Annotated in this window: 19 protein-coding genes; 1 reads left to right on the top strand and 18 read right to left on the bottom strand. The window is 48.0% G+C overall.

Features of this window, described 5'->3' with window-relative positions; genetic code table 11:
• Nucleotides 1–201 precede the first annotated feature (201 nt).
• The 17 genes from ftsH to WBS51_RS07690 form a co-directional block, all read right to left on the bottom strand.
• Complete coding sequence (gene ftsH, locus WBS51_RS07770; protein ID WP_173749345.1) at nt 202–2,124, bottom strand: ATP-dependent zinc metalloprotease FtsH; 1,923 nt, start codon at nt 2,122–2,124, stop codon at nt 202–204.
• Between the two features lie 135 nt (nt 2,125–2,259).
• Nucleotides 2,260–2,994, bottom strand: coding sequence for an RNA polymerase subunit sigma-70 (locus WBS51_RS07765; protein ID WP_173749346.1), 735 nt, complete (start codon nt 2,992–2,994; stop codon nt 2,260–2,262).
• Nucleotides 2,995–3,065: 71 nt separating this feature from the next.
• Complete coding sequence (locus tag WBS51_RS07760) at nt 3,066–4,280, bottom strand: LL-diaminopimelate aminotransferase (protein WP_173749347.1); 1,215 nt, start codon at nt 4,278–4,280, stop codon at nt 3,066–3,068.
• Between the two features lie 13 nt (nt 4,281–4,293).
• Complete coding sequence (locus tag WBS51_RS07755) at nt 4,294–4,845, bottom strand: ANTAR domain-containing response regulator (RefSeq protein WP_173749348.1); 552 nt, start codon at nt 4,843–4,845, stop codon at nt 4,294–4,296.
• A gap of 29 nt (nt 4,846–4,874) precedes the next feature.
• On the bottom strand, nt 4,875–6,206 hold the full coding sequence (gene glnA, locus WBS51_RS07750; protein ID WP_173749349.1) for a type I glutamate--ammonia ligase: 1,332 nt from the start codon (nt 6,204–6,206) through the stop codon (nt 4,875–4,877).
• Between the two features lie 95 nt (nt 6,207–6,301).
• A complete protein-coding gene (locus WBS51_RS07745) occupies nt 6,302–7,093 on the bottom strand; it encodes an urease accessory protein UreD (RefSeq protein ID WP_173749350.1) in 792 nt (263 codons plus the stop codon).
• Between the two features lie 2 nt (nt 7,094–7,095).
• On the bottom strand, nt 7,096–7,704 hold the full coding sequence (gene ureG / locus WBS51_RS07740; RefSeq protein ID WP_173749351.1) for an urease accessory protein UreG: 609 nt from the start codon (nt 7,702–7,704) through the stop codon (nt 7,096–7,098).
• A gap of 23 nt (nt 7,705–7,727) precedes the next feature.
• A complete protein-coding gene (locus tag WBS51_RS07735; RefSeq protein ID WP_173749352.1) occupies nt 7,728–8,420 on the bottom strand; it encodes an urease accessory protein UreF in 693 nt (230 codons plus the stop codon).
• A 21-nt stretch (nt 8,421–8,441) separates the two neighbouring features.
• Entirely contained in the window at nt 8,442–8,921 is a 480-nt protein-coding gene (locus tag WBS51_RS07730; RefSeq protein WP_173749353.1) for an urease accessory protein UreE, read from the bottom strand.
• Between the two features lie 12 nt (nt 8,922–8,933).
• Nucleotides 8,934–9,440, bottom strand: coding sequence for an AmiS/UreI family transporter (locus WBS51_RS07725; RefSeq protein WP_173749354.1), 507 nt, complete (start codon nt 9,438–9,440; stop codon nt 8,934–8,936).
• A gap of 15 nt (nt 9,441–9,455) precedes the next feature.
• Nucleotides 9,456–11,177 carry an urease subunit beta gene (ureB, locus tag WBS51_RS07720; RefSeq protein WP_173749355.1) on the bottom strand — a complete coding sequence of 574 codons (1,722 nt, stop codon included), beginning with the start codon at nt 11,175–11,177 and terminating at the stop codon, nt 9,456–9,458.
• Nucleotides 11,178–11,189: 12 nt separating this feature from the next.
• Nucleotides 11,190–11,552: an urease subunit beta gene (gene ureB / locus WBS51_RS07715; RefSeq protein ID WP_173749356.1), complete on the bottom strand. Its 363-nt coding sequence runs from the start codon at nt 11,550–11,552 to the stop codon at nt 11,190–11,192.
• A 13-nt stretch (nt 11,553–11,565) separates the two neighbouring features.
• Nucleotides 11,566–11,868, bottom strand: a complete 303-nt coding sequence (gene ureA, locus WBS51_RS07710; RefSeq protein WP_173749357.1) for an urease subunit gamma — start codon at nt 11,866–11,868, stop codon at nt 11,566–11,568.
• A 33-nt stretch (nt 11,869–11,901) separates the two neighbouring features.
• Nucleotides 11,902–13,383 carry a glutamate synthase subunit beta gene (locus WBS51_RS07705; protein WP_173749358.1) on the bottom strand — a complete coding sequence of 494 codons (1,482 nt, stop codon included), beginning with the start codon at nt 13,381–13,383 and terminating at the stop codon, nt 11,902–11,904.
• A gap of 37 nt (nt 13,384–13,420) precedes the next feature.
• Nucleotides 13,421–17,953, bottom strand: coding sequence for a glutamate synthase large subunit (gene gltB, locus WBS51_RS07700; protein ID WP_173749359.1), 4,533 nt, complete (start codon nt 17,951–17,953; stop codon nt 13,421–13,423).
• A gap of 1 nt (nt 17,954) precedes the next feature.
• Nucleotides 17,955–19,568 (bottom strand): CTP synthase, encoded by a 1,614-nt coding sequence (locus WBS51_RS07695; RefSeq protein WP_294459898.1) that lies wholly within the window; start codon nt 19,566–19,568, stop codon nt 17,955–17,957.
• 186 nt (nt 19,569–19,754) lie between these two features.
• On the bottom strand, nt 19,755–19,985 hold the full coding sequence (locus WBS51_RS07690) for an HPr family phosphocarrier protein (RefSeq protein ID WP_173749361.1): 231 nt from the start codon (nt 19,983–19,985) through the stop codon (nt 19,755–19,757).
• 266 nt (nt 19,986–20,251) lie between these two features.
• On the opposite strand from WBS51_RS07690, the gene WBS51_RS07685 reads away from it, so the two are divergent.
• Nucleotides 20,252–22,351, top strand: a complete 2,100-nt coding sequence (locus tag WBS51_RS07685; RefSeq protein ID WP_291682295.1) for a glutamine synthetase III family protein — start codon at nt 20,252–20,254, stop codon at nt 22,349–22,351.
• Nucleotides 22,352–22,358: 7 nt separating this feature from the next.
• Here the strand turns inward: WBS51_RS07685 and cysK are convergent, their stop codons facing one another.
• Entirely contained in the window at nt 22,359–23,294 is a 936-nt protein-coding gene (cysK, locus tag WBS51_RS07680) for a cysteine synthase A (RefSeq protein ID WP_173749363.1), read from the bottom strand.
• Nucleotides 23,295–23,510 lie beyond the last annotated feature (216 nt).

The following is a 23,510-nucleotide window of genomic DNA, read 5'->3' as shown; positions in this document are numbered from 1 at the left end:
TGTCCTTCTCCTTTACATAAACCATTGATGATAAGGTCATTTTAGCATTTTGCCTGGGATGGCTCAATAGGTGTTTTTTCTCATTTTAATGTAAAATTTCTTACTATTTTTAGCGGACACAAAACCTTTCGCCTATAGAAAAGGGACTACCACACGAATATTCGTACGATAGTCCCCGCTTTTCCTATAATAAATTTAGCTCTATTCTTCTTCCGCAGCCTCTTCAGAAACTTCACTGCTTTCTGTCTCTTCCGGTTCACTCATACCGATTCTCGGCTTCGTTTCCAGAATTCTCATGAATTCTTCTCCGGTAATGGTTTCGTGCTCATACAGGAATTTCGCCAGTTCATGGAGTTTCGCAATGTTATCTTCCAGTATCTTATAGGCCTTATCATGCTGTTTTTTAACCAGTTCCACAACTTTCTTGTCAATCAAAGTCTGTGTCTCAAAGGAGCAGGCCAGGGCACTGTCACCGCCCAGATACTGATTGGACATGCTCTCCATAGCCACCATATCAAATTCATCGCTCATACCGAAGCGGGTAATCATGCCTCTGGCAATCTTGGTTGCCTGCTCAATATCATTTGACGCACCTGTGGTTACGGAGTGGAAGATAAGCTCTTCTGCCGCCCTTCCGCCTGTAAAGGTTGCAATCTTATTCTCCAGTTCCTCTTTGGACATCAGGAAGTGCTCACCTTCATCCACCTGCATGGTGTAGCCGAGAGCGCCTGACGTTCTGGGAATAATGGTAATCTTGTGTACCGGGGCGGAATTGGTCTGCAAAGCGGCTACCAGCGCATGGCCCACTTCGTGATAGGAAACAATCAGCTTTTCCTTCTCAGACAGCACACGGCTCTTTTTCTGATAACCGGCAATTACCACTTCGATACTCTCTTCCATATCCGCCTGTGTGGCAAATTTTCTTCTGTCACGAACAGCCCGAAGCGCCGCTTCATTGACAATATTGGCCAGCTCTGCGCCGGAAGCGCCGGAAGCTGCCTTTGCAATTTCGTGGAAGTTTACATTATCGGAAATCTTAATTTTTCTTGCATGTACCTTCAGGATTTCTTCTCTTCCCTTTAAGTCCGGAAGTTCCACCGGAATTCTCCGGTCAAAACGGCCGGGACGAAGCAGGGCCGCATCCAGGGAATCCGGCCGGTTGGTCGCAGCCAGAATCACAACACCCTTAGATCCGTCGAATCCGTCCATCTCGGTCAGAAGCTGGTTCAGGGTCTGCTCTCTCTCGTCATTACCGCCCATGGCGCTGCCGTCACGCTTTTTACCAATGGTATCAATCTCGTCAATGAACACAATACAGGGGGCTTTTTCGTTGGCCTGCTTAAACAAATCTCTTACCTTGGCAGCGCCCATACCCACAAACATCTCCACAAATTCAGAACCGGAAATGGAGAAAAACGGCACATTGGCTTCTCCTGCAACGGCTTTTGCCAGAAGAGTTTTACCGGTTCCCGGAGGGCCTACAAGAAGTGCGCCCTTCGGCATAGAAGCGCCGATTTCTCTGTATTTTTCAGGGTTGTGAAGGTAATCCACGATTTCGGTCAGAAGTTCTTTCGCCTCATCCTCTCCCGCTACGTCTGAAAATTTAATTCCCGTAGAGGATTTCACATAAATCTTGGCATTGCTCTTTCCGAATGTCATAGCGCCCGGACCTCCGGCGCCTCCCATACCTTTCATCATCCGTTTCATAAACCAGCCGCCTACAAACCAGATAAATACAAAAGGAAGTACCCAGGAAATCAAAAAACTCACAAGAGGATTGGCTCTGTTCGGTATCTCAGAGGAGAACTTTACGCCCGCCTCCTGCAGACGTTCTACCTCCTGTCCGTCCGCAATACGTCCGGTCTTGCAAATCTGCTCTTTTCCGTTCTTGTCTTCACTCTCCAGGGAATAATAAATTGTATCGGATTCCAGATTTACTTCTTTGATTTTTCCATCATCCAAATCTTCCAGAAATTTATCATAGGATACCTGTTTAATACTTTTCTCCGCTATGGCCGGGGTAATAAATAAATTAATGACCATCAAAGCCACCAGAATAATCGCATACCAGAACAGCAGCGGTTTCTTCGGCGGCTGGGGTTTCTTTTTTTCTTCAACGTCCATTTCTATCTCCTCCGTTTCAGCACATGGCAGACACAAAAATCTGCTGTGCTATTCTTGTTATATCAACTATACGTCTTTCAAAGATAATATGCAATGAAGAAAACATGTTTATTCTATAAAAAAAGAATAAACCGCTTATTTATCGTCTCCGGTCAGCTTAATCACGGCTTCCATCTCCTCCGGATCCATGTCCAGAAAGGCCGCCAGTTCTTCCACACTGTATTTCACATTTTCGTCTTCTGTCAGTTCTTTCACCCTTGTTTCCAGATTCCGCACCTTTTCCACCAGAATATTGTCCTCTTTTTTCTGCTGTGTCTGGTCTTCAATAAAAAGGCGCATGGTACTTCTGGCCTCTTCCAGAAGCCACTTGGCAAGATTTTCCTGTTCTTCTGCGCTTTTGACAGCCATAAGAAGCCCCATGTTGCCCTCCTGCAGCAAGTCTCCGAAAAAGATTTCCCGACAGTTCAATTCCTTTGCCGCCTGAATCAAATCCTCCTGCAGACAGCGCAGCAGTTCTTCTGCTTCATAGTCTCCGCCTGCTTTCAGCGCCTTTAAAACAGCTTCTTTTTCCGCCTGACCTGGAAGTACAAAGCCCTCCAGGTACTCCTCCAGAAAGGCTTCTTCCTCCGGGGTAAGCGCCAGAATTTCCGCCGGAACATCTGCCTCTGCTTCTTTAGGACGGCTTTTGCTGTATCCCTCCACATAGATTCCCTGGACTTCGAGAAAATCATACACTTTCTGCAGTTTGTCCTTATCCATGCCCGGTTCGTCAAAAAACTGCTCTACCAACTCTGTGTGAACCTTTTTTCCATTCTGCATGGCTAAGGTCTGTATATCCTTTAATTTCTCCTGAAACTGATTAATATCCATAGCTGCCTCCTTATTGTTCTCTATACTATAAAGGTAGCTTAACACAAACCGTTCCGTCTGAAAAGCAGGGATTACATTTTCGTGATTCTGTCAATGGCTTCCAGCGTATTTTCATAGGTACCAAAGGCGCTGAGACGGAAATATCCCTCTCCATGGGCTCCGAATCCGCTTCCCGGTGTGCCTACCACATTTGCCGTCTTTAAAAGCTGGTCGAAAAAGTCCCATGAAGTGGTATTTCCCGGTGTTTTCAGCCATACATACGGGGCATTGACACCGCCGGATACGGTGTAACCCGCTTTTTTCAGGCCATTGTAAATGGCATGTGCATTCCGCATGTAATAAGCCACCTGCTCTTTCACCTGGGCTTTTCCTTCTTCTGTATACACGGCTGCCCCTGCTTTCTGTACAATATAAGGCGCGCCGTTATACTTCGTGCCATGGCGTCTTGCCCACAGAGCATTCAGAGAAATCTCCCCGGACTTCAATTCTTTCGGAACAACCGTGTATCCCAGACGCACCCCTGTAAATCCCGCATTCTTGGAAAAGCTGCGAAGCTCTATGGCACAGGTCTGCGCGCCTTCACATTCGTAAATGCTGTGAGGCACTTCTTCCTGGGTAATGTAAGCCTCATAAGCCGCGTCATAGATAATGAGAATTCCGTTTCTGTTGGCATAGTCCACCCATTCCTGCAGCTGTGCTTTTGTTACTGCAGCTCCTGTAGGATTGTTTGGAAAACAGAGATAAAGAACATCCGGCGTTTCCTTTGGAAATTCCGGCACAAAACCGTTTTGGGCTGTACAGGGCATGTAAATCATACCGTCAAAATTCTGCGTCTTGGGATTGTAGCCGCCTGTGCGCCCTGCCATCACGTTGGTGTCCACATACACCGGATACACAGGATCGCAGACAGCGATTTTGTTGTTCAAAGCAAGGATTTCCTGAATATTTCCGGAATCGCACTTGGCGCCGTCTGACACAAAGATTTCATCTGCGTCAATTCGGCATCCTCTGTCCTGAAAATCATTTTTGGCAATGGCTTCTCTTAAAAACCCATATCCCTTATCCGGGGCATAACCGTGAAAGGTCTCCCCGTGAGCCATTTCCTCCACCGCACTGTGCAGAGCCTGAATAATGACCGGCGCTAAAGGCTGCGTCACGTCTCCGATTCCCAGCCGGATAATCTCTTTTTCCGGATTTTCCTGCTGATATGCCGCAATTTTCTTCGCAATGTCGGAAAACAGATAGCTTCCCGGCAGTTTCAGGTAATTTTCATTTATCGTAAACATTTCACATTCTCCTTTAACATTCGTCATAAATCAGTGTCAATACCATCTGGGCCGTTTCCACCATATTTGTACCGCTGTCCATACTGCATTTCTGAATATAACGGAAAGCCTCCTCCTCGGAAAGATGATTTCGCTCCATCAAAAGCAGTTTGGCATTTTTAATATAATTCTCTTCCCTCTCTGACCGTTTCTTCGGCTTCTTCTTTGCTTTCTTGTATCTTTTCTCTGCCTGACCTGCCATCAGTTCCACTGTGTTGACCAGGTCGTAAATTTTCACAGGCGTGGTAATGGCCATAATACCGCTGCCTGCCGCACTTACCGTAGTGGCCGATCCTATCAGCAGCATTTCGAAATAATCCGGGATGCACTGTGCAAGCTGGGAATAATGCATATCCGGCAGTTTGTAGCTGCTGATAACCAGTCCCCTCTGATGTCTGTTTGCTTCAATCAAAGCTGCGGAAGCGGTATTGCAGGATACAATATTTTCAAATCCGTGGTCGGTGAGGATTCTGCGTATCCGCTTTGCATCTTCAATTTTTGGTAATGCCACAATGATGATGCTCATATACTGCTCCCTGCCTTTTCTCCTTCTGCTTATATCTGGTATAAATACTGCTCCAGCTCCCAATCGGAAACCTGTTTCATGTAGCTTTTCCACTCCTTTTTCTTCGCTTTCTTATAATGCTCAAAAAAGGCAGTTCCAAGTATTTCTTTCAGCCACACATCTTTTTCCAGTTCATATAAAGCGTCGCTTAAATTTTCCGGCAGGGAGTCAATTCCCTGACTGTTTTTCTCTTCCTCAGACATGCTGCGAATACTTTTTGTCAGTTCCTCCGGTATCTCCAGATTCCGCTCAATCCCATCAATCCCTGCGGCCAGGCAAAGGGCAAAGACCAGATATGGGTTTGCGGAAGGATCCGGGCTCCTCAGCTCGATTTCTTTCTCTCTCTGCCGTCTGGACGGCACCTTGATAAGGGCAGTTCTCTGTCCTGAAGACCAGGTAATCTCCGAAGGCGCCTCAAATCCCGGCACCAGACGTTTGTAAGAATTCACCAGCGGATTGAAAATTGCCGTCATGCCCTTGATGTGCTCCAGAATTCCCGCAATAAAAGCATAGGCTTCACGGCTGAGTCCCAGAATGTCGTTTTCGTCTTCAAAAATATTCTTCCCGTCCTTATACAAAACCATGTTGATGTGCATACCGGAACCATTGACCTCTTCTTTCGGCTTTGGCATAAAGGTAGCGTGAAGCCCGTGGCGCTTGGAAATGGTTCGCACCGCTACTTTAAAGGTCATCAGCTTGTCCGCGGTTTCCTGAACATCTGACATGGTAAAGTCAATTTCCTGCTGTCCGGGCGCAATCTCATGGTGGGAAGATTCCACATCATATCCCATTTCCTCCAGGGTAAGCACAATATCTCTTCTGGCATTTTCGCCCAGATCCACAGGACTCAAATCCATATAGCCCGCCTGCTCATGGGTGACTGTGGTGGGCATGCCGTTATCATCCGTGTGAAACAGGAAAAATTCACACTCGGGATTTACCATAAACGTATATCCCTTTTCCTTTGCTTTCCTTACGGTTTCCTGCAGAATATATCTGGGACTTTCTCTGTAAGGCGTGCCGTCCGCCTTATAAATATCGCAGATAAATCTTGCCACCTTCCCCTGCTGAGGACGCCAGGGCAGAATACAGAACGTATTCAAATCCGGATGTAAATACATGTCCTCCTCTTCGTTTCGATAAAAACCCTCCATGGAAGACGCGTCTATGACGCACTGGTTGTCCATGGCCTTTTCCAGCTTACTGAACGGAACCGCAATATTCTTCATGGTTCCGAACATATCGGTGAACTGGAGACGGATAAATTCCACATCCTCCTCTTCTGCCATCTGCAGAATATCTTCTCTGGTATACTTTTCCATAGTTTTTGCTCCTTTTACAAAAAGGGCGCACTTATTCAAATCTCTGAATAAGAACGCCCTTGTCCTTTATGGGTCGTATTATAGCAGTCCACATTTTAAATGTCAATGATTTTCCGTATCTGTGCAAACAAGTCTTCTATATGCTGTGCACCGTTTCCCAGAATCCGGACCGCCAAATCCATATCCGAAATCCGCGTCACACCGCCCTGAGTCTTTTCGTCCTCCTCCAGAAGTTCCCGGATTTTCTCCACTTTCTCTGACGTATTTTCCGTTCCGAACACCAAAAAACTGCCCATATGGGAAAAGCCTTCATACATGCCAAGTCCTGGCAGGTCCATGGTTTCAGGTTCAAAGAAACAGTTGTCCCTGTAAATCAGTTTCCCCTGTCGCCTTACATGAACCAGATTATGATAAAAACGGTATTCAAATTTTTCTCCTCTGGCAGCCCGCCCGCAGGACAGCACCTCCTGATACAGGAAAAGGGAACTTTCGTCTTCAAGCTCCGCCTCCAAAGTGCTGCGAAAGGCAGATTGTGCAAAGGGAATCACCGGCTGGGAACCGTAGTCCATGATACCGCCGTGCGCTACCCGAATACGGGCATTTCTCCTGGCGCTGCCCTGCTTCATCTTGTGGATTTTTTCATAAGCCTGGGCGGAAAACCGCAGTCTGCCGCCCTCCTTTACCTCTATGTCAAATTCCTGGGTATCCCCTTCCATAATGCCTGCTGAAGCGGACAAAAGCATGACATGCATAAAGTCTCCCGATTCGTAAAAGGGGCTCATAATCTTAAAGGGCGCGGTAAACGACACCTGTTCCAGTACGGTTTTCCCCTCTTTTTCCCCTGCCCTCAGGGTGCAAAGAGAAGTTCTTCCGAATTGATTTTCCATACTTAACATCCTTCCAGAAGTACGTTTTTCTGTATCCATTCCACAACCTTATCCGTGCCCTCTTCGCCCCGGATGTTGGTAAAGAGGAAGGGTCTGTCTTTCCGCATTTTTTTGGAATCCCGTTCCATAACTTCCAGACTGGCCCCTACATAGGGCGCTAAATCGGTCTTGTTAATCACAAGCAGGTCGGAACGAACAATGCCCGGACCGCCTTTTCTCGGAATCTTGTCCCCCTCTGCTACATCAATGACGAAAATAGTAGCGTCTACCAGTTCCGGACTGAAGGTAGCAGACAGGTTATCTCCGCCGCTTTCTATAAACAACAGCTCTATATCCGGAAAACGCTCCAGCATCTCATCTACTGCTTCCAGATTCATGGAAGCATCTTCCCGAATAGCCGTGTGGGGGCAGCCGCCGGTTTCCACACCGATAATGCGCTCTCTTGGAAGCACACTGTTTTTGCAGAGAAATTCCGCATCTTCTTTTGTATAAATATCATTGGTAATGACTCCAATACTGTACTGTCCTGCCATTTTTCTTGTCAGACATTCAATTAACGCCGTTTTGCCGGAACCCACCGGCCCGGCAACACCTATTTTCACATAAGACATGTTTTGTCCCCTTTCCTCTGTTATTATGACATATAAATTCTGGAATACAGCCCTTCATGCTGCATACACCGAATGTCAAATCCGGGAGCGCCTGCCCCCAGAAGTTCTGTTGGAAGTTCCTTCACCTGTTCCAAAAGGCGGCTCATTTCCTCTGTACAGGACACCAGAATCTGCTGTCCCGTGGTCTGGCTTAAAGGTATGCTTTTTACACAGTTGGTCACCATGGCAGACGTTTGGGCATAGAGAAAATGTTCCAGGCAGTCTTCCAGGGAAATGCCAATGCTGCTGCAGAAAATTCCGTAAGCTATGACATGATGTACGCTGCCGTTCTTTTTTTTCTCCAGATAGCGGAGAAAGACCGGTGTCTCATAGACAATTCCACAGTTTTTCAGTGTCTTTGCAAACCGGGAGCCCATCTTTTTGGACGCCTCCCGGATTTCTGACGGCACTTTTCCCGCCTCCAGCACTTCTTCCAGCTCCTGTAAGCCTTCCATATCCTGTGCCTGCCCCCGTTCCCAGGCCAGACGGCAGAAGAAAAGTTCATTGTACAGAAGATTCTGTGTCAGTTTGTTTCTGATATAGGATTCTGCCTCTGCTGCATTGGTGACAAGTTCTTTCTGAATATAAGTTTCCAGTCCATAGGAATGGGAATATCCCCCTATGGGAAACAGGGCGTCATTCACCTGCAGCAGCAGAAATTTACTCTTTTTATCCATACGCTCTCCCTTTTCCAGTTTTTAATGTGTATGGGAATTGATGGAGGCGGAGATTCTTTTGTCAAAATCCAGCGCCTGTTCTTTTACTTCTGCCTTTACGCCGTGGATTTTTTCCAGCATTTCCAATACCGGCTGTGTGTAGGGAGTGAGGAAAGTCTGTTCCTCCTCTCCCCACAGAAGTACGGCGTGACGGTTTCCGATTTCGTAGCAGACCTTGGCGGCCATTTTTTCATGGCCTTTGGTAAGCTTTACCTCAATGACTTTACAGGGCAGAATTTCCGCCGCCAGAAGTTCATCTCCCTCCTGCCAGAGAATATCTCCCGTGCGGATTCCTTTCGTCAGCACAGAATCGTCCAGACGGATACCCACTTCTTTTCCCGCTCTGCTGACCTTCTTGTGAATTCTTTTAAAGGCTTCATCCCATTCAAATTCCACATAATCTATCTTTTTTCCTGTTGTATCAATATCTTTTAGATTTCCCCAAATATTTTCACACAGCATGTTTTCTCTCTCCTACCACCAGTTTAATAACAGCATTACGCCCGGAATCCAGGCCGTTACCACGCCTTCAAACACCTGCAGGCAGGGCACAAATTTTCCCAGCTTCTTTCCCATAATATCCTCTACAAAAGCCGTTCCCCAGAGAATGGCCCACAGATACCAGATAGCTGCCCATCTCCAGTCCGGGGAAATATTCCATGCAGGAATTCCCAAAAAGCCTTCCATGGTTCCGAAAATCACAGCATTGACTGCCACGAAAGAAGAAAACCAGGCAAACGGACGGGTGTCCAGATGAAACAGATTGTTGGCAGCTACAAACAAGTAGGTAAAGCCAAAGAGAAGCCCGGTACCTGCCGCATAATAATTTCCCTGAGCCAGATTGACGAAGTTAATAAACAGGGAGAGACCGCCTGTGAAAATATTCATCACAGACGCTGCTTTCCCGTCTATGCGGCAAAGACCGCAGATACCGTTGTTAATTAGCACAATTCCTACAAAAAGCAGACAAACTCCTAACATATTCCCTCTCCTCTTCTAGAATAAACTGTAAAGCTGTGTCAGTGGAAGACTCTTAGCCGGTTTGGAAGTAATCGAAACGCCGTCTGCCTTTACCTCGTAGGTTTCCGGATCCACCGTGATTTCCGGTGTGGCGCCGTTGAATTTCATATCCTTTTTGCCGATATTTCTGCAGTTTTCTACTGGAAGCACCATTTTCTCCAGTCCGTATTTTTCCTTTACGCCGCCTTCTGCTGCCGCTTTGGATACAAAAGTAATGCTGGTTTTGTATTTTGCCTTTCCCTGGGCTCCGAACATCGGACGGTAGATAACAGGCTGTGTAGTCGGGATGGAAGCGTTGGCGTCACCCATTTTGGAAGCCACAATCATGCCGCCTTTTAAAATCATTTCCGGCTTCACACCAAAGAAAGCGGGATTCCACAGTACCAGGTCTGCAAATTTGCCCTCTTCCACAGAACCTACATAGTTGGAAATTCCGTGGGTAATAGCCGGATTAATGGTATATTTGGAAATATATCTCTTTACACGGAAGTTGTCGTTTCCATTGGCTTCGTCTTCCAAAAGGGCGCCTCTTTCGTCTTTCATCTTGCTGGCAGTCTGCCAGGTTCTGGTAATGACCTCACCGATACGTCCCATAGCCTGGGAGTCAGAGCTCATCATACTGAAAACGCCCATGTCGTGAAGTACGTCTTCTGCCGCAATGGTTTCCGGACGGATTCTGGAATCTGCAAAAGCCACGTCTTCGGGGATTTTCTTATCCAGGTGATGGCATACCATCAGCATGTCCAGGTGTTCGTCCAGAGTATTTACCGTAAACGGCATAGTGGGGTTTGTGGAGGAGGGCAGTACGTTTTCTGTGGCTGCCGCACGGATAATATCCGGCGCATGTCCGCCGCCTGCGCCCTCAGTGTGGTATGTATGGATGGTTCTTCCCGCAATGGCGTCTAAGGTATCTTCCACGCAGCCGCCTTCGTTTAAGGTGTCCGTGTGAATGGCAACCTGTACGTCATATTCGTCCGCCACATTTAAGCAGTGGTCAATCACAGCCGGAGTGGCACCCCAGTCTTCGTGAATTTTCAGTCCCATGGCGCCCGCTTTTACCTGTTCCTCCAGAGGACCTTCATCAGAGCAGTTTCCCTTGCCCAGAAAGCCCAGATTCATGGAATACTCCTCTGCGGCCTGAAGCATTTTTTCCATATTCCAGGGGCCTGGTGTACAGGTAGTTGCATTGGTTCCGTCTGCCGGACCTGTGCCGCCGCCAATCATGGTAGTAACACCGGAATACAGCGCACAATCAATCTGCTGCGGGCAGATGTAATGAATATGTGTGTCAATGCCGCCTGCAGTGACAATCAGACCTTCTCCTGCCAACGCTTCTGTGGATGCGCCTACAATCATCCCCGGAGTCACCCCGTCCATGACTGCAGGATTTCCTGCCTTGCCGATACCCTTGATTTTGCCGTCTTTAATTCCGATATCCGCCTTTACAATCCCTGTATAGTCTACAATCAGGGCATTGGTAATCACCAAATCCAAATCTCCGTCGCTGCTTTTTGTTTTTACAGACTGTCCCATGCCGTCACGAATGGTTTTGCCGCCGCCGAACTTGATTTCGTCACCGTAATGGGTATAATCTTTTTCCACTTCAATGACAAGACTGGTATCTGCAAGTCTTACTTTATCCCCTGTAGTCGGGCCGTACATTGCCGCATATTTTTCACCGGAAATTTTTGTGCTCATTTGTCTGCCTCCTTACTCTAAAAAACCTTTTCTCGCTGCTGTCTCAAGTGCTGCCTTCTTCGTATTTTCGGATACCTGGGCACAGGTCAAATCGTTAAAACCGAAGATGCGCTTTGTACCGCCCATTTCCGTAAGCTGCACTTCCTTTTCCTCTCCGGGCTCAAATCTTACCGAAGTACCGGAAGGAATGTCCAGATGGTATCCATATGCTTTTTCCCTGTCAAATTTCAGACATCTGTTGACTTCAAAGAAGTGAAAATGGGAGCCTATCTGCACCGGTCTGTCTCCTACATTGGACACAGAAAGCACAAGACTCTTTTTCCCTTCGTTTAAGGTAATTTCTCTGTCTAAAGCCATGATTTCTCCGATTTTCATCCTTATTTCCTCCTTATTGAATCGGGTCGTGTACCGTTACCAGCTTGGTACCGTCCGGAAAAGTTGCCTCTACCTGTACCTCATGTACCATGTCTGCCACACCATCCATAACGTCTTCTTTTGTCAAAAGTTCTCTTCCGAGACGCATAAGTTCCACCACGTCTTTTCCGTCTCTTGCCAGTTCCAGAAGTTCTGAACTAAGGAAAGCCACAGCCTCCACATAATTCAACTTCAGTCCTCTGTCTTTTCTCTCTTTTGCCAGCATACCTGCCATATGCAGCATTAATTTTTCCTGTTCCTTAGGATTGAGTCGCATGAATTTATCCTCCTTGTCTTGTTCTCTTGTGTCTTAAAAACTGCTGCCCATCAAAGACCTGTCCACAGCCTCTGCTGCCTTTCGCCCCTCTGCAATGGCCCATACCACCAGAGACTGGCCTCTGTGCATATCGCCTGCCACGAATACCCCCGGTACACTGGTTTCGTATTCCTCCGGCTTTGTCAGCACATTGGTTCTGGGATTTAAGTCTGTTCCAAAGGCATCTGTGACATATTTCTGACTGCCCAGAAAACCTGCGGCAATCAGTACCAGCTGTGCCGGACGCTCTTCTTCGGTTCCTTCTACGGGAACCATGTTCATCCGTCCGGTTTTTTCATCCTTTTCAGGCGCCAGCTTCACGATTTTCGCCTTCTTTACATTGCCCTTTTCATCTTTGATAAACTCTGTCACTGTGGTCTGATAAATGCGGGGGTCTTTTCCAAAGACGGCAATGGCTTCCTCCTGACCGTAATCTGTTTTCAGCACCCTGGGCCACTCCGGCCATGGATTTTGCAAAGTTCTTTCTTTTGGGGGTTCGGGCATCATTTCCAGCTGGGTTACAGATTTTGCCCCCAGACGAATAGCAGTTCCCACACAGTCATTTCCCGTGTCACCGCCACCGATAACCAGCACATCTTTTCCCTTTGGGGAAATATACTGCTTATCCTCAAAGTTGGAATCCAGAAGGCTTTTGGTCACAGAGGTAAGAAAATCTACGGCAAAGCAGATATTGCCTGCCTCTCTCCCCGGCACGGAAATATCTCTGGGATTGGACGCGCCGCAGGCCAGTACCACCCTGTCAAATTCCTTCCGGATTTGAGATGCCTTCCTGTCTTTTCCCACATCCACACCGGTCTGGAATACCACACCTTCCGCTTCCATCAACTTCACTCTTCTGTCAATGACAGATTTATCCAGCTTCATGTTGGGAATACCGTAGCGCAGAAGGCCGCCTATCCGGTCCCTCCGCTCAAATACCGTAACCTCATGTCCCCTGCGGTTTAATTCCTGGGCTACCGCCAGTCCGGAAGGCCCGCTGCCAATGACAGCCACCTTTTTCCCGGTGCGCACCGGAATCTTCTGAGGTGTCACCCAGCCCTCTTCCCAGGCCTTTTCTATAATTGCCCTTTCGTTTTCCTTGGTAGCCACCGGTTCTCCGTTTATATTACAGGTGCAGGCCGCCTCACACAAAGCCGGGCATACCCGGCTGGTAAATTCCGGAAAACTGTGTGTCTTAGCCAGACGGTCGTACGCCTGTTTCCATTTGCCCCGGTATACCAGGTCATTGGTCTCCGGCACCAGATTGTGCAGGGGACATCCCGATGCCATACCAGCAATCATCATGCCGGACTGGCAGAAGGGCACGCCGCACTCCATACAGCGGGCGCCCTGTTTCTGCTGCTCTTTCAGGGACAACGGTTTCTTAAATTCCTGAAAATCTCTGATTCTCTCCAGCGGCTCTTTGTGCACCGCTTCTTTTCTGTCAAATTCTAAAAATCCCGTGGGTTTTCCCATGTTCTGCCTCCGTTTAAAAAATCACATCTTCCTGTTTCTATTTCTGAAATACTTCCGTAAACGCTTCCATCTGCGCCTGTTCTGTAGACATTCCCTGCTCTTCCAGTTTCATGCTCAGGGCTGTCATCTTCTTGTAATCATATGGAATGATTTTCTTGAATTTAGGCAGGTATTCTGTGAAATGCTCCAGTACCTCCTGCGCTTTCTCCGACCCGGTCAGAGTCTGATGTTCTTTGAGCATGCTTTTTAATTCATGTACATCTATCTTGCTCTCCAGCTTTTCAATGGAAATCATCTGCTTATTCAGATTTTTGTACAGGGTGTTGTCCTCATCCAGCACATAAGCAATACCGCCGCTCATACCGGCCGCAAAGTTCTTGCCTGTGGAGCCCAGAATCACGACCCGGCCTCCAGTCATATATTCGCAGCCATGCTCTCCTACGCCTTCCACCACTGCGTAAGCGCCGGAATTTCGCACGGCAAAACGCTCGCCTGCCACACCGTTTATAAAGACTTTTCCACTTGTGGCGCCGTAAAGTGCAACGTTACCCACAATCATATTGTCTTTTGCACAGTAATGCCTGTTTTTCGGTGGATAAATCACCAGTTTGCCTCCGGAAAGACCTTTTCCGTAATAGTCGTTGGTATCTCCTTCCAGATTCAGGGTCAGTCCCTTTGGAATAAAGGCGCCGAAGCTCTGCCCGCCGGAACCTTTGCAGTTCACTGTCAGCGTGTCTTCCGGCAGTCCGTTTTTATGCTGTCTTGTGATTTCCGCACCGAAAATCGTTCCAAAGGTTCTGTCCGTGTTGCTCACTTCCACGGACACAGAGGCTTTCTCTCCCTTTTTCAGAGCCGTCCCCAGCTTTTTCAGCAGTACCTTTTCATCCAGAGTCTTCTCAAGCTGGAAGTCATAAGCCTTATCCGGCTGGAAAATCACCTGGTCTTTGTCCTCCAAATAAGGGTTTTCCAGAATCGCGCTTAAATCAACCTTAGCTGCCATGGGATTCTCCGCTTCTTCCTTCTTCTTTAAGAGGTCGCTTCTTCCCACCATTTCATCCAGGCTGCGGATACCCAGTTTTGCCATATATTCCCGCAGTTCCTCTGCAAGAAAACGCATAAAGTTTACCACATATTCCGGTTTTCCCTTAAACCTCTTACGAAGCTCCGGATTCTGGGTAGCCACACCCACCGGACAGGTATCCAGGTTGCAGACTCTCATCATGACACAACCCATGGTTACCAAAGGCGCTGTGGCAAATCCGAATTCTTCCGCGCCCAGAAGCGCCGCAATGGCTACGTCCCGTCCGCTCATCAACTTTCCGTCCGTCTCTATCATTACCCGGTTTCGCAGACCGTTTTTCTGCAATGTCTGGTGTGTTTCTGCCAGTCCCAGTTCCCAGGGAAGTCCTGCATTGTGAATGGAACTTTCCGGTGCTGCTCCCGTACCGCCGTCATAGCCGGAAATCAGAATCACCTGCGCACCCGCCTTGGCCACGCCTGCCGCCACGGTTCCCACGCCTGCCTCAGAAACCAGTTTTACGGAAATCCGGGCATATTTGTTGGCATTTTTCAAATCATAGATAAGCTGTGCCAAGTCTTCGATAGAATAAATATCGTGATGCGGCGGAGGAGAAATCAGGCTGACTCCCGGTGTGGAGTGTCTGGTTCTGGCCACCCACGGGTACACCTTTCTGGCTGGCAGGTGTCCGCCTTCTCCCGGCTTCGCGCCCTGAGCCATCTTAATCTGAATCTCCCGGGCGCTGACCAGATAGCGGCTGGTCACGCCGAAACGTCCGCTGGCCACCTGCTTAATGGCAGAACACCGGTCCCTGTCACTTCCTGCGGAATCCAGACGTTCCTCGCTTTCTCCGCCCTCACCGGTGTTGGATTTGCCGTGAAGCATATTCATAGCCAGGGCCAGGGTTTCGTGTGCTTCCTGCGAAATGGAGCCATAGGACATAGCCCCTGTTTTAAAGCGTTTCACAATGTCATCCACGCTTTCCACTTCCTCCAGAGGAAGGGGATGTTCTGCAAACCTAAAGTCCATAAGACTGCGGAGGTTTCCGCTTCGCTCTGCGTCTACCATCTTTGTATATTCTTTAAACATGCCGTAATCCCCCAGACGGGTGGCTTTCTGCAGCATGTGAATAGTAGCCGGATTGTAGCGGTGCTCTTCTCCGTCTTTGCGCATTTTGTGTCTGCCCATGCTGTCCAGAGTCAAATCTGTGCTTCTGCCCAACGGGTCAAAGGCCTGAGAATGAAGCATATCCACGTTCCGGGCTATGTCGTCCAGCGTAATGCCGCCTACACGGCTCACCGTACCGGCAAAATATTTGTCAATGACTTCCTTTGAGATACCGATAGCCTCAAAAATCTTAGAACCCTGATAGGACTGGATAGTAGAAATTCCCATTTTGGACGCAATTTTTACAATGCCGTGAATCACGGCGTAATTATAATCACTGACTGCTGCATAGTAATCTTTGTCCAGCAGTTTTTCATCTATCAGTTCCTGAATGGTATCCAGGGCCAGATACGGATTCACTGCACAGGCTCCGTATCCCAGAAGGGCTGCAAAGTGGTGCACTTCTCTTGGCTCTCCGGATTCCAGAATCAACGCCAGAGAGGTCTGCTTTTTCGTATCCACCAGATGCTGGTGTACTGCGGAAACCGCCAGAAGCGACGGAATGGGCACATGGTTTTCATCCACGCCCCTGTCGGAAAGAATCACAATGTTGGCGCCCTCTCTGTAAACCTTATCCACCTCTACAAACAGCCGCTCCATGGCCCTCGCAAGCTTGGTGGATTTATAGTAAGTGGTAGGAACCACTGCCACCTTAAAGCCTTCCTGCTTCATATTTTTGATTTTCAGCAAATCGGTGTTTGTGAGAATCGGGTTATTGATTTTCAGTACCTGACAGTTTTCCGGTACCTGCTCCAGCAGATTTCCGTCCTTGCCTACATACACGGTGGTACTGGTGACAATTTCCTCACGGATAGCGTCAATAGGCGGATTGGTGACCTGTGCAAAAAGCTGTTTAAAGTAATCGAACAAAGGCCGGTTCTTCTCAGAAAGCACAGCCAGCGGGGTATCCACACCCATGGCAGCAATGCCCTCTGCCCCGTTTAACGCCATACTGCAGATGGAATTGCGGTACTCCTCATATGTATAGCCAAAGGCTTTCTGCAGCTGTTTTCTCTGCTTTGGCGTATACTCTTCCACACGGATATTGGGAATCTTTAAATCCTTTAATTCCACCAGATTGCTGTCCAACCATTCTCCGTAAGGCTGCGCCTTGGCATAACGTTCCTTTACCTCGTTGTCAGACAGGATTCTGCCCTTCACCGTATCAATCAGAAGCATTTTTCCCGGATGCAGACGTTCTTTCTGCACAATGTCCTCTTCCGGAACCTTCAGCACACCTACTTCCGATGCCAGTATCACGTCGCCGTTTTTCATCACATAATACCGGGAAGGACGCAGACCGTTTCTGTCCAATACGGCTCCCATCACATCTCCGTCGGAAAATACAATAGAGGCCGGGCCGTCCCAGGGCTCCATCATCGTAGCATAATACTGGTAGAAGTCACGTTTTTCCTGTGACAGCGTTTTATTATTGGCCCAGGGCTCCGGAATGGTAATCATCACAGCCAGAGGCAGCTCCATACCGCTCATAACCAGAAATTCCAGGGTGTTGTCCAGCATGGCGGAGTCAGAACCTCTGCGGTCTACCACAGGGAGAACCTTGTGCAGCTGCCCTTTGAGATGAGCAGACGCCATATTTTCCTCTCTGGCCTGCATTTTGTCCGCGTTGCCCCGTATAGTATTGATTTCCCCGTTATGTACCATAAAGCGGTTGGGGTGTGCTCTCTCCCAGCTTGGATTGGTATTGGTGCTGAATCTGGAATGTACCATGGCAATGGCAGATTCATAATCTTTATCCTGCAAATCCGCAAAAAAAGTTCTAAGCTGCCCTACCAGAAACATACCCTTGTAGACAATGGTCCGGCTGGACATGGAAACCACATAAGTATTGTCATTGCTCTGCTCAAAAACTCTTCTGGCAATGTACAGCTTCCGGTCAAAATCAAGCCCTTTCTCCACACCTTCCGGCTTTTTGATAAAGGCCTGCACAATATGGGGCATACATTCTTTCGCTTTGTGTCCCAGTACCTGGGGATATACAGGGACTTCCCGGTATCCCAGCAGTTCCAGGCCTTCCTTTTCGGCAATGATTTCAAACATTTTCTTTGCCTGTCTGCGCTTTATCTCATCCTGTGGGAAAAACAGCTGTGCAATTCCGTATTCCCGTTCTCCCCCAATGGCAATGTTCAGCTTCTTACAGACCTTTGCAAAAAATTTATGGGAAATCTGCAGAAGGATTCCCACACCGTCTCCGGTCTTGCCCTCCGCGTCTTTCCCGGCGCGGTGTTCCAGATTTTCCACAATGCACAGCGCCCGTTCTACGGTCTGGTGGCTTTTGATACCTTTGCTGTTTACCACAGCGCCGATACCGCAGTTATCGTGTTCAAATGTGGGGCTGTATAAGCCCTGTTGATTTCGGCTCATATTAATTTCCTCCTTGCTTTCCATATTCGTCTGCTGCCTTTACAAATCCCCGAAACAGCGGGTGAGCACGGTTTGGTCTGGATTTCAGTTCCGGGTGCCCCTGCGTTCCCACAAAAAAGGGATGTGTTTCAATTTCTATCATTTCTACAATTCTTCCGTCAGGAGACAGGCCGGACAGCACCAGTCCTGCTTCCTCCAGACGGAGACGGTAATCGTTGTTGACCTCATAGCGGTGTCTGTGCCGCTCGGAAATCTCTTCTTTCCCGTAAAGCTGCCGCGCCTTTGTGCCCTCTTTCAGCACACAGGGGTAAGCTCCAAGCCGCAGGGTTCCTCCCAGATTTTCCACACCGTTTTGCTCCGGCATCAGATCTATCACCGGATACATGGTGTCCGGGTTCAGTTCCGCACTGTTGGCATCCCGATACCCCAGCACATCTCTGGCAAATTCCACGATAGCCATCTGCATGCCCAGACAGATACCAAGGAATGGGATTTTGTTCTCTCTGGCAAACTGCACGGCCTGAATTTTCCCTTCCGTACCTCTGGTGCCAAAACCTCCCGGTATGAGAATTCCATGTACTCCTGAAAGAAGCCCTTTACAGCCCTGCTTTTCAATATCCTCGGAATCCACCCAGCGCAGCTTCACGCTTACATGGCCGGCAATGCCGCCGTGCTTTAAAGCTTCTACCACACTTAAATACGCATCATGAAGCTGAATGTATTTTCCTACAATGGCAATCTCCGTTTCTGAGACCGGGTGCTTCAAAGCCTCCACCATGGCTTTCCATTCCTCCAAATCCGGTTTTTCACAGGGCAGCTTCAGACACTCACAAACGGCCTGGGCCAGATGTTCTTTCTCCATGGCCAAAGGCGCTTCATAGAGATATTCCACATCCAGATTCTGCAGTACATGATGGGAGGGTACGTTGCAGAACAGAGCAATCTTGTCCTTTAGTTCCTCAGACAGAGGGTATTCAGAACGGCACACCAGAATGTCCGGCTGCAGCCCCATACCCTGAAGCTCCTTTACGCTTGCCTGGGTAGGCTTGGTCTTCAGTTCCCCCGACGCTTTCAGATACGGAATCAGCGTCACATGAATGAGTACTGCATTTTCCTTTCCCACATCATGCTGAAACTGACGGATGGCTTCCAAAAACGGCTGGCTTTCTATATCCCCGGCCGTACCTCCTACCTCGATAATGGCGATACGGTTTTCTTCGGGCAGTTTCCCTCTGTAAAACCGGCTTTTAATCTCATTGGTAATATGAGGAATCACCTGAACGGTTCTTCCGCCGTAATCTCCGTGCCGTTCCTTCTGGAGAACGGACCAGTAAATCTTCCCTGTCGTTACATTGGAATTTTTATCCAGACTTTCATCAATAAACCGTTCGTAATGTCCCAGGTCCAAGTCCGTTTCCGTCCCGTCATCTGTCACAAACACTTCCCCGTGCTGTATGGGGTTCATGGTACCCGGGTCTATATTAATGTAAGGGTCAAATTTCTGCATAGTGACCTGATACCCTCTCGCTTTCAACAGTCTCCCCAGAGAGGCCGCTGTAATGCCTTTTCCAAGCCCTGAAACAACGCCTCCTGTTACAAATACATACTTTACCATGGTGTTTTCCTCCGTTCTCCTTTCTTATTTCTTTGCTGAAAAAATAAAAAAGCGTCAGAATCCCCGTATTAAAAGAAATTCTGACGCCTTTGTCATACTCATTTTTCACTTGCTGTCTACTATAAACGATTTTTCCCGATTTGTAAATCCCCGAATTTTAAAAAATATAACCAAATTTTGCTCTCCTTATGCTTCCTGCGCAAATTTCCCTATGCTCTGTCGAAATTCCGGGTTCTCCCCGTGGCAGTTTACAGTCAGCAAATGTTCCAGTCCCAGGGCAAAAATTCCCATAATGGATTTTCCGTCCACCACAGCCCTTCCATAAGAAATATCCACGTCAAACTCACATTTTCTGGCAGCCCTTACAAATTCTCTCACTTCTTCAGCCGTCGTCAGGCGGATTTTTATTTCTTCCATAATCCAAATCTCCTTTTCCAGAGCCTTTTTGCAGACGTTCTGTTATTATTTTAACCTATGCAGAACCTGCCTTTTTGATGTATTTCCCACTCTCTTTTCAGTATGACCCTGCTGCCGTCATCTATACAGGCTCTTTCCATTTTTTTCAAAAAATGTATTGACAAGCCGATTTTTTTGAGTATACTACAGAACATAAAGCAAAGGCGCTTTGGATAACTTCCAAGGCGTCTTTTTCTGTTTTATGCAAAATGAAAGGAGACACCACTATGAAGAAAGATATTCCCGCTTTATACGGAAGCCTGGTATTTAATGACAAGGTTATGAGGAACAAACTTCCCAAGGATGTTTACAAGGCGCTGAGAAAAACCATTGAAAACGGAACCCATCTGGAGCTGGACGTGGCAAATGCCGTAGCGGTTGCCATGAAGGAATGGGCTGTGGAACAGGGCGCTACCCATTACACGCACTGGTTTCAACCCATGACCGGATTCACAGCCGAAAAACATGACAGCTTTATCACCCCTTCCGGAGACGGGGAAGTCATTATGGACTTTTCCGGCAAGGAACTGGTAAAAGGAGAACCGGATGCCTCCAGCTTTCCTTCCGGCGGACTTCGCGCCACCTTTGAAGCCAGAGGCTATACCGCATGGGACCCTACCTCTCCTGCATTTATTAAGGATGGAACTCTATACATCCCCACAGCTTTCTGTTCCTACGGCGGAGAAGCCCTGGATAAGAAAACACCTCTTCTGCGCTCTATGGAAGCACTCAGCCGGGAAGCGGTGAAGATTCTTCACACACTGGGAAACACCGATGTCACCAGTGTTTCCACCACCATCGGACCGGAACAGGAATACTTTCTGGTAGATAAGGATTTGTACCGCCAAAGACGTGATCTGCAGTTCTGCGGCAGAACCCTGATAGGCGCACCGGCTCCCCGGGGACAGGAACTGGAAGACCATTACTTCGGTTCCTTAAAGCCCAGAGTTGCCGCTTATATGCATGATTTAGACGAAGAACTGTGGAAGCTGGGCATTCCGGCCAAAACCAAGCACAACGAAGTTGCTCCGGCCCAGCACGAACTGGCGCCCATCTTCTCCACAGCCAACGTAGCTGTGGACTACAATCAGCTTACCATGGAAGTCATGAAAAATACAGCGGACAGACACAATATGGTATGTCTGCTCCACGAAAAGCCCTTTGAAGGCATTAACGGCAGCGGCAAGCACAACAACTGGTCCCTGACTACCAACCAGGGAGACAATCTTTTAGAGCCGGGCAAAACTCCTGCGCAGAACATCCAGTTCCTTGTGTTCCTCATGGCCGTAATCAAAGCCGTAGACGAGTATGCAGATATGATGCGTGTATCTGCCGCCAGCGCCGGAAACGACCACCGCCTGGGCGGCAACGAAGCGCCGCCTGCCATTGTATCCATCTTTCTTGGAGATGAACTGACCGCTGTCTTAAAATCCATTGAAGAAGATACTTATTTCGGTAAACAGCAGAGAGTGGCTCTGGAAACAGGCGCTCATGTACTGCCTCACTTTTTCAAGGATACCACAGACCGGAACCGTACCTCACCTTTTGCATTTACAGGCAACAAATTTGAGTTCCGCATGCTGGGTTCCTCTGCCTCTGTATCCACGCCGAATATTGTACTGAACACTGCTGTGGCAGAAGCCCTGGCTCAGTTTTATGAAGAATTAAAAGGCACGGCTCCGGAAGATATGGAGCATGCCGTACATGAACTGATTAAACGCGCCATCAAAAAGCACAAAAAAGTTATTTTCAACGGAAACGGCTATACCGAAGAATGGGTGGAAGAAGCGAAAAAACGGGGACTTTACAATCTGGTTTCCACACCGGACTGCCTCCCTGCCTTTATTGAAGAAAAAAATATCCGGCTCTTTACAGAACACAAAATCTTTACCCGGGAAGAAATTTTCTCCAGATATGAAATTCTGTTGGAAAACTATGTGAAAACAGTAGAAATCGAAGCGAAAACTTTAAAAGAAATGCTGACCAAAGATTTCCTGCCTGCCCTTTCCGACTATGCAGCCCAGGAGGCAGACAAGGCTATGGCTGTGAAAAACTTTATACCGGAAGCTTCCACTGCAGAAGCCGCCGCACTGGTTGGCAAACTGACTTCTGCTTATGAAAGCATTTCCTCCGGTGTGAAAGCTCTGGATAAGGAAATTCAGACTGTCTCCGGTTTTGCTTCCATGCAGAAGGCCGCGGACTACTGCCGCAGCACGCTCCTGGTGTCCATGGACAAACTCCGTCAGACCGCAGACGCCGTGGAAGCCAAAATCCCGGATGAAAACCTGCCTTATCCTACTTATGACGCACTTTTATTCTCTATCTAAATAAGATTTAAGATTCAAACAGCGGGGTGGAGTAATATCTGTCTCCGCTGTCCGGCAGAAGTGCCACAATGGTTTTTCCTTCATTTTCCGGACGCTTTGCCAGCTCAATAGCTGTGTGCAGAGCAGCTCCGGAGGAAATACCTACCAGAATTCCTTCCTTGTGTGCAAAGAATTTTGCTGCTGCAAAAGAATCTTCCGCAGTGGCGGTTATCACTTCATCGTAAATCTTTGTATTTAATACCTGAGGTACGAATCCCGCACCGATTCCCTGAATTTTGTGAGGACCTGGGGTTCCTTTGGAAAGCACCGGTGAATCAGACGGCTCTACAGCCACGATCTTCACTTCCGGTTTCTTTTCTTTCAGATATTCACCTACACCTGTTACGGTTCCGCCGGTTCCCACACCTGCTACGAAAATATCCACTTCTCCCTCTGTGTCATTCCAGATTTCCGGTCCTGTAGTGGCAATGTGCGCTGCCGGATTTGCCGGATTATCAAACTGCCCTGTGAGGAAGCTGCCCTGAATTTCCTGATTTAATTCCTTTGCTTTGGCAATAGCGCCTGTCATGCCTTTGGTTCCTTCTGTCAGTACAATCTCTGCTCCGTATGCTTTGAGAATATTTCTTCTCTCCACACTCATGGTTTCCGGCATGGTAAGAATCAGCTTATAGCCTTTGGATGCTGCAAGAGAGGCCAGACCAATCCCCGTGTTTCCGGAAGTCGGTTCAATAATGGTTGCCCCCGGCTTCAAAAGCCCTTTGGCTTCCGCATCTTCTATCATATTTTTTGCAATTCTGTCCTTTACGCTTCCTGCAGGATTCAGGTATTCCAGCTTCACCAGAACGGTTGCTTTTAATCCCTCTTCCTTTTCAATGTTGGTCACTTCCAGAAGCGGAGTTCCGCCGATTAATTCCTGTACACCTTTATAAATCTTCTTTGCCATAACTGATTCCTCCTTATATTGTGATTTCATGTTTTATATTCCTATTAACTTAGTAGGAATTATATGTTATTAAGTAAGATTTGTCAAGGGATTTTTTCAGTCATGACCACCCGCTTAGCGGGTGGCATGTTCTCCCCCTATAAGGGGATATTACCTGCTTGCGCCCGGAAGGCGCACTGAAGTCTGCTAACTGCACCACATTTACAGCTGCCCCCA

Origin of the sequence: Blautia acetica (genome assembly GCF_038739805.1) — a bacterium.
In the GTDB taxonomy this organism is placed as follows: Bacteria; Bacillota; Clostridia; order Lachnospirales; family Lachnospiraceae; genus Blautia.
Note: the sequence above shows the minus strand (reverse complement) of the source record. Positions and strands in the feature narration are given on the sequence as shown.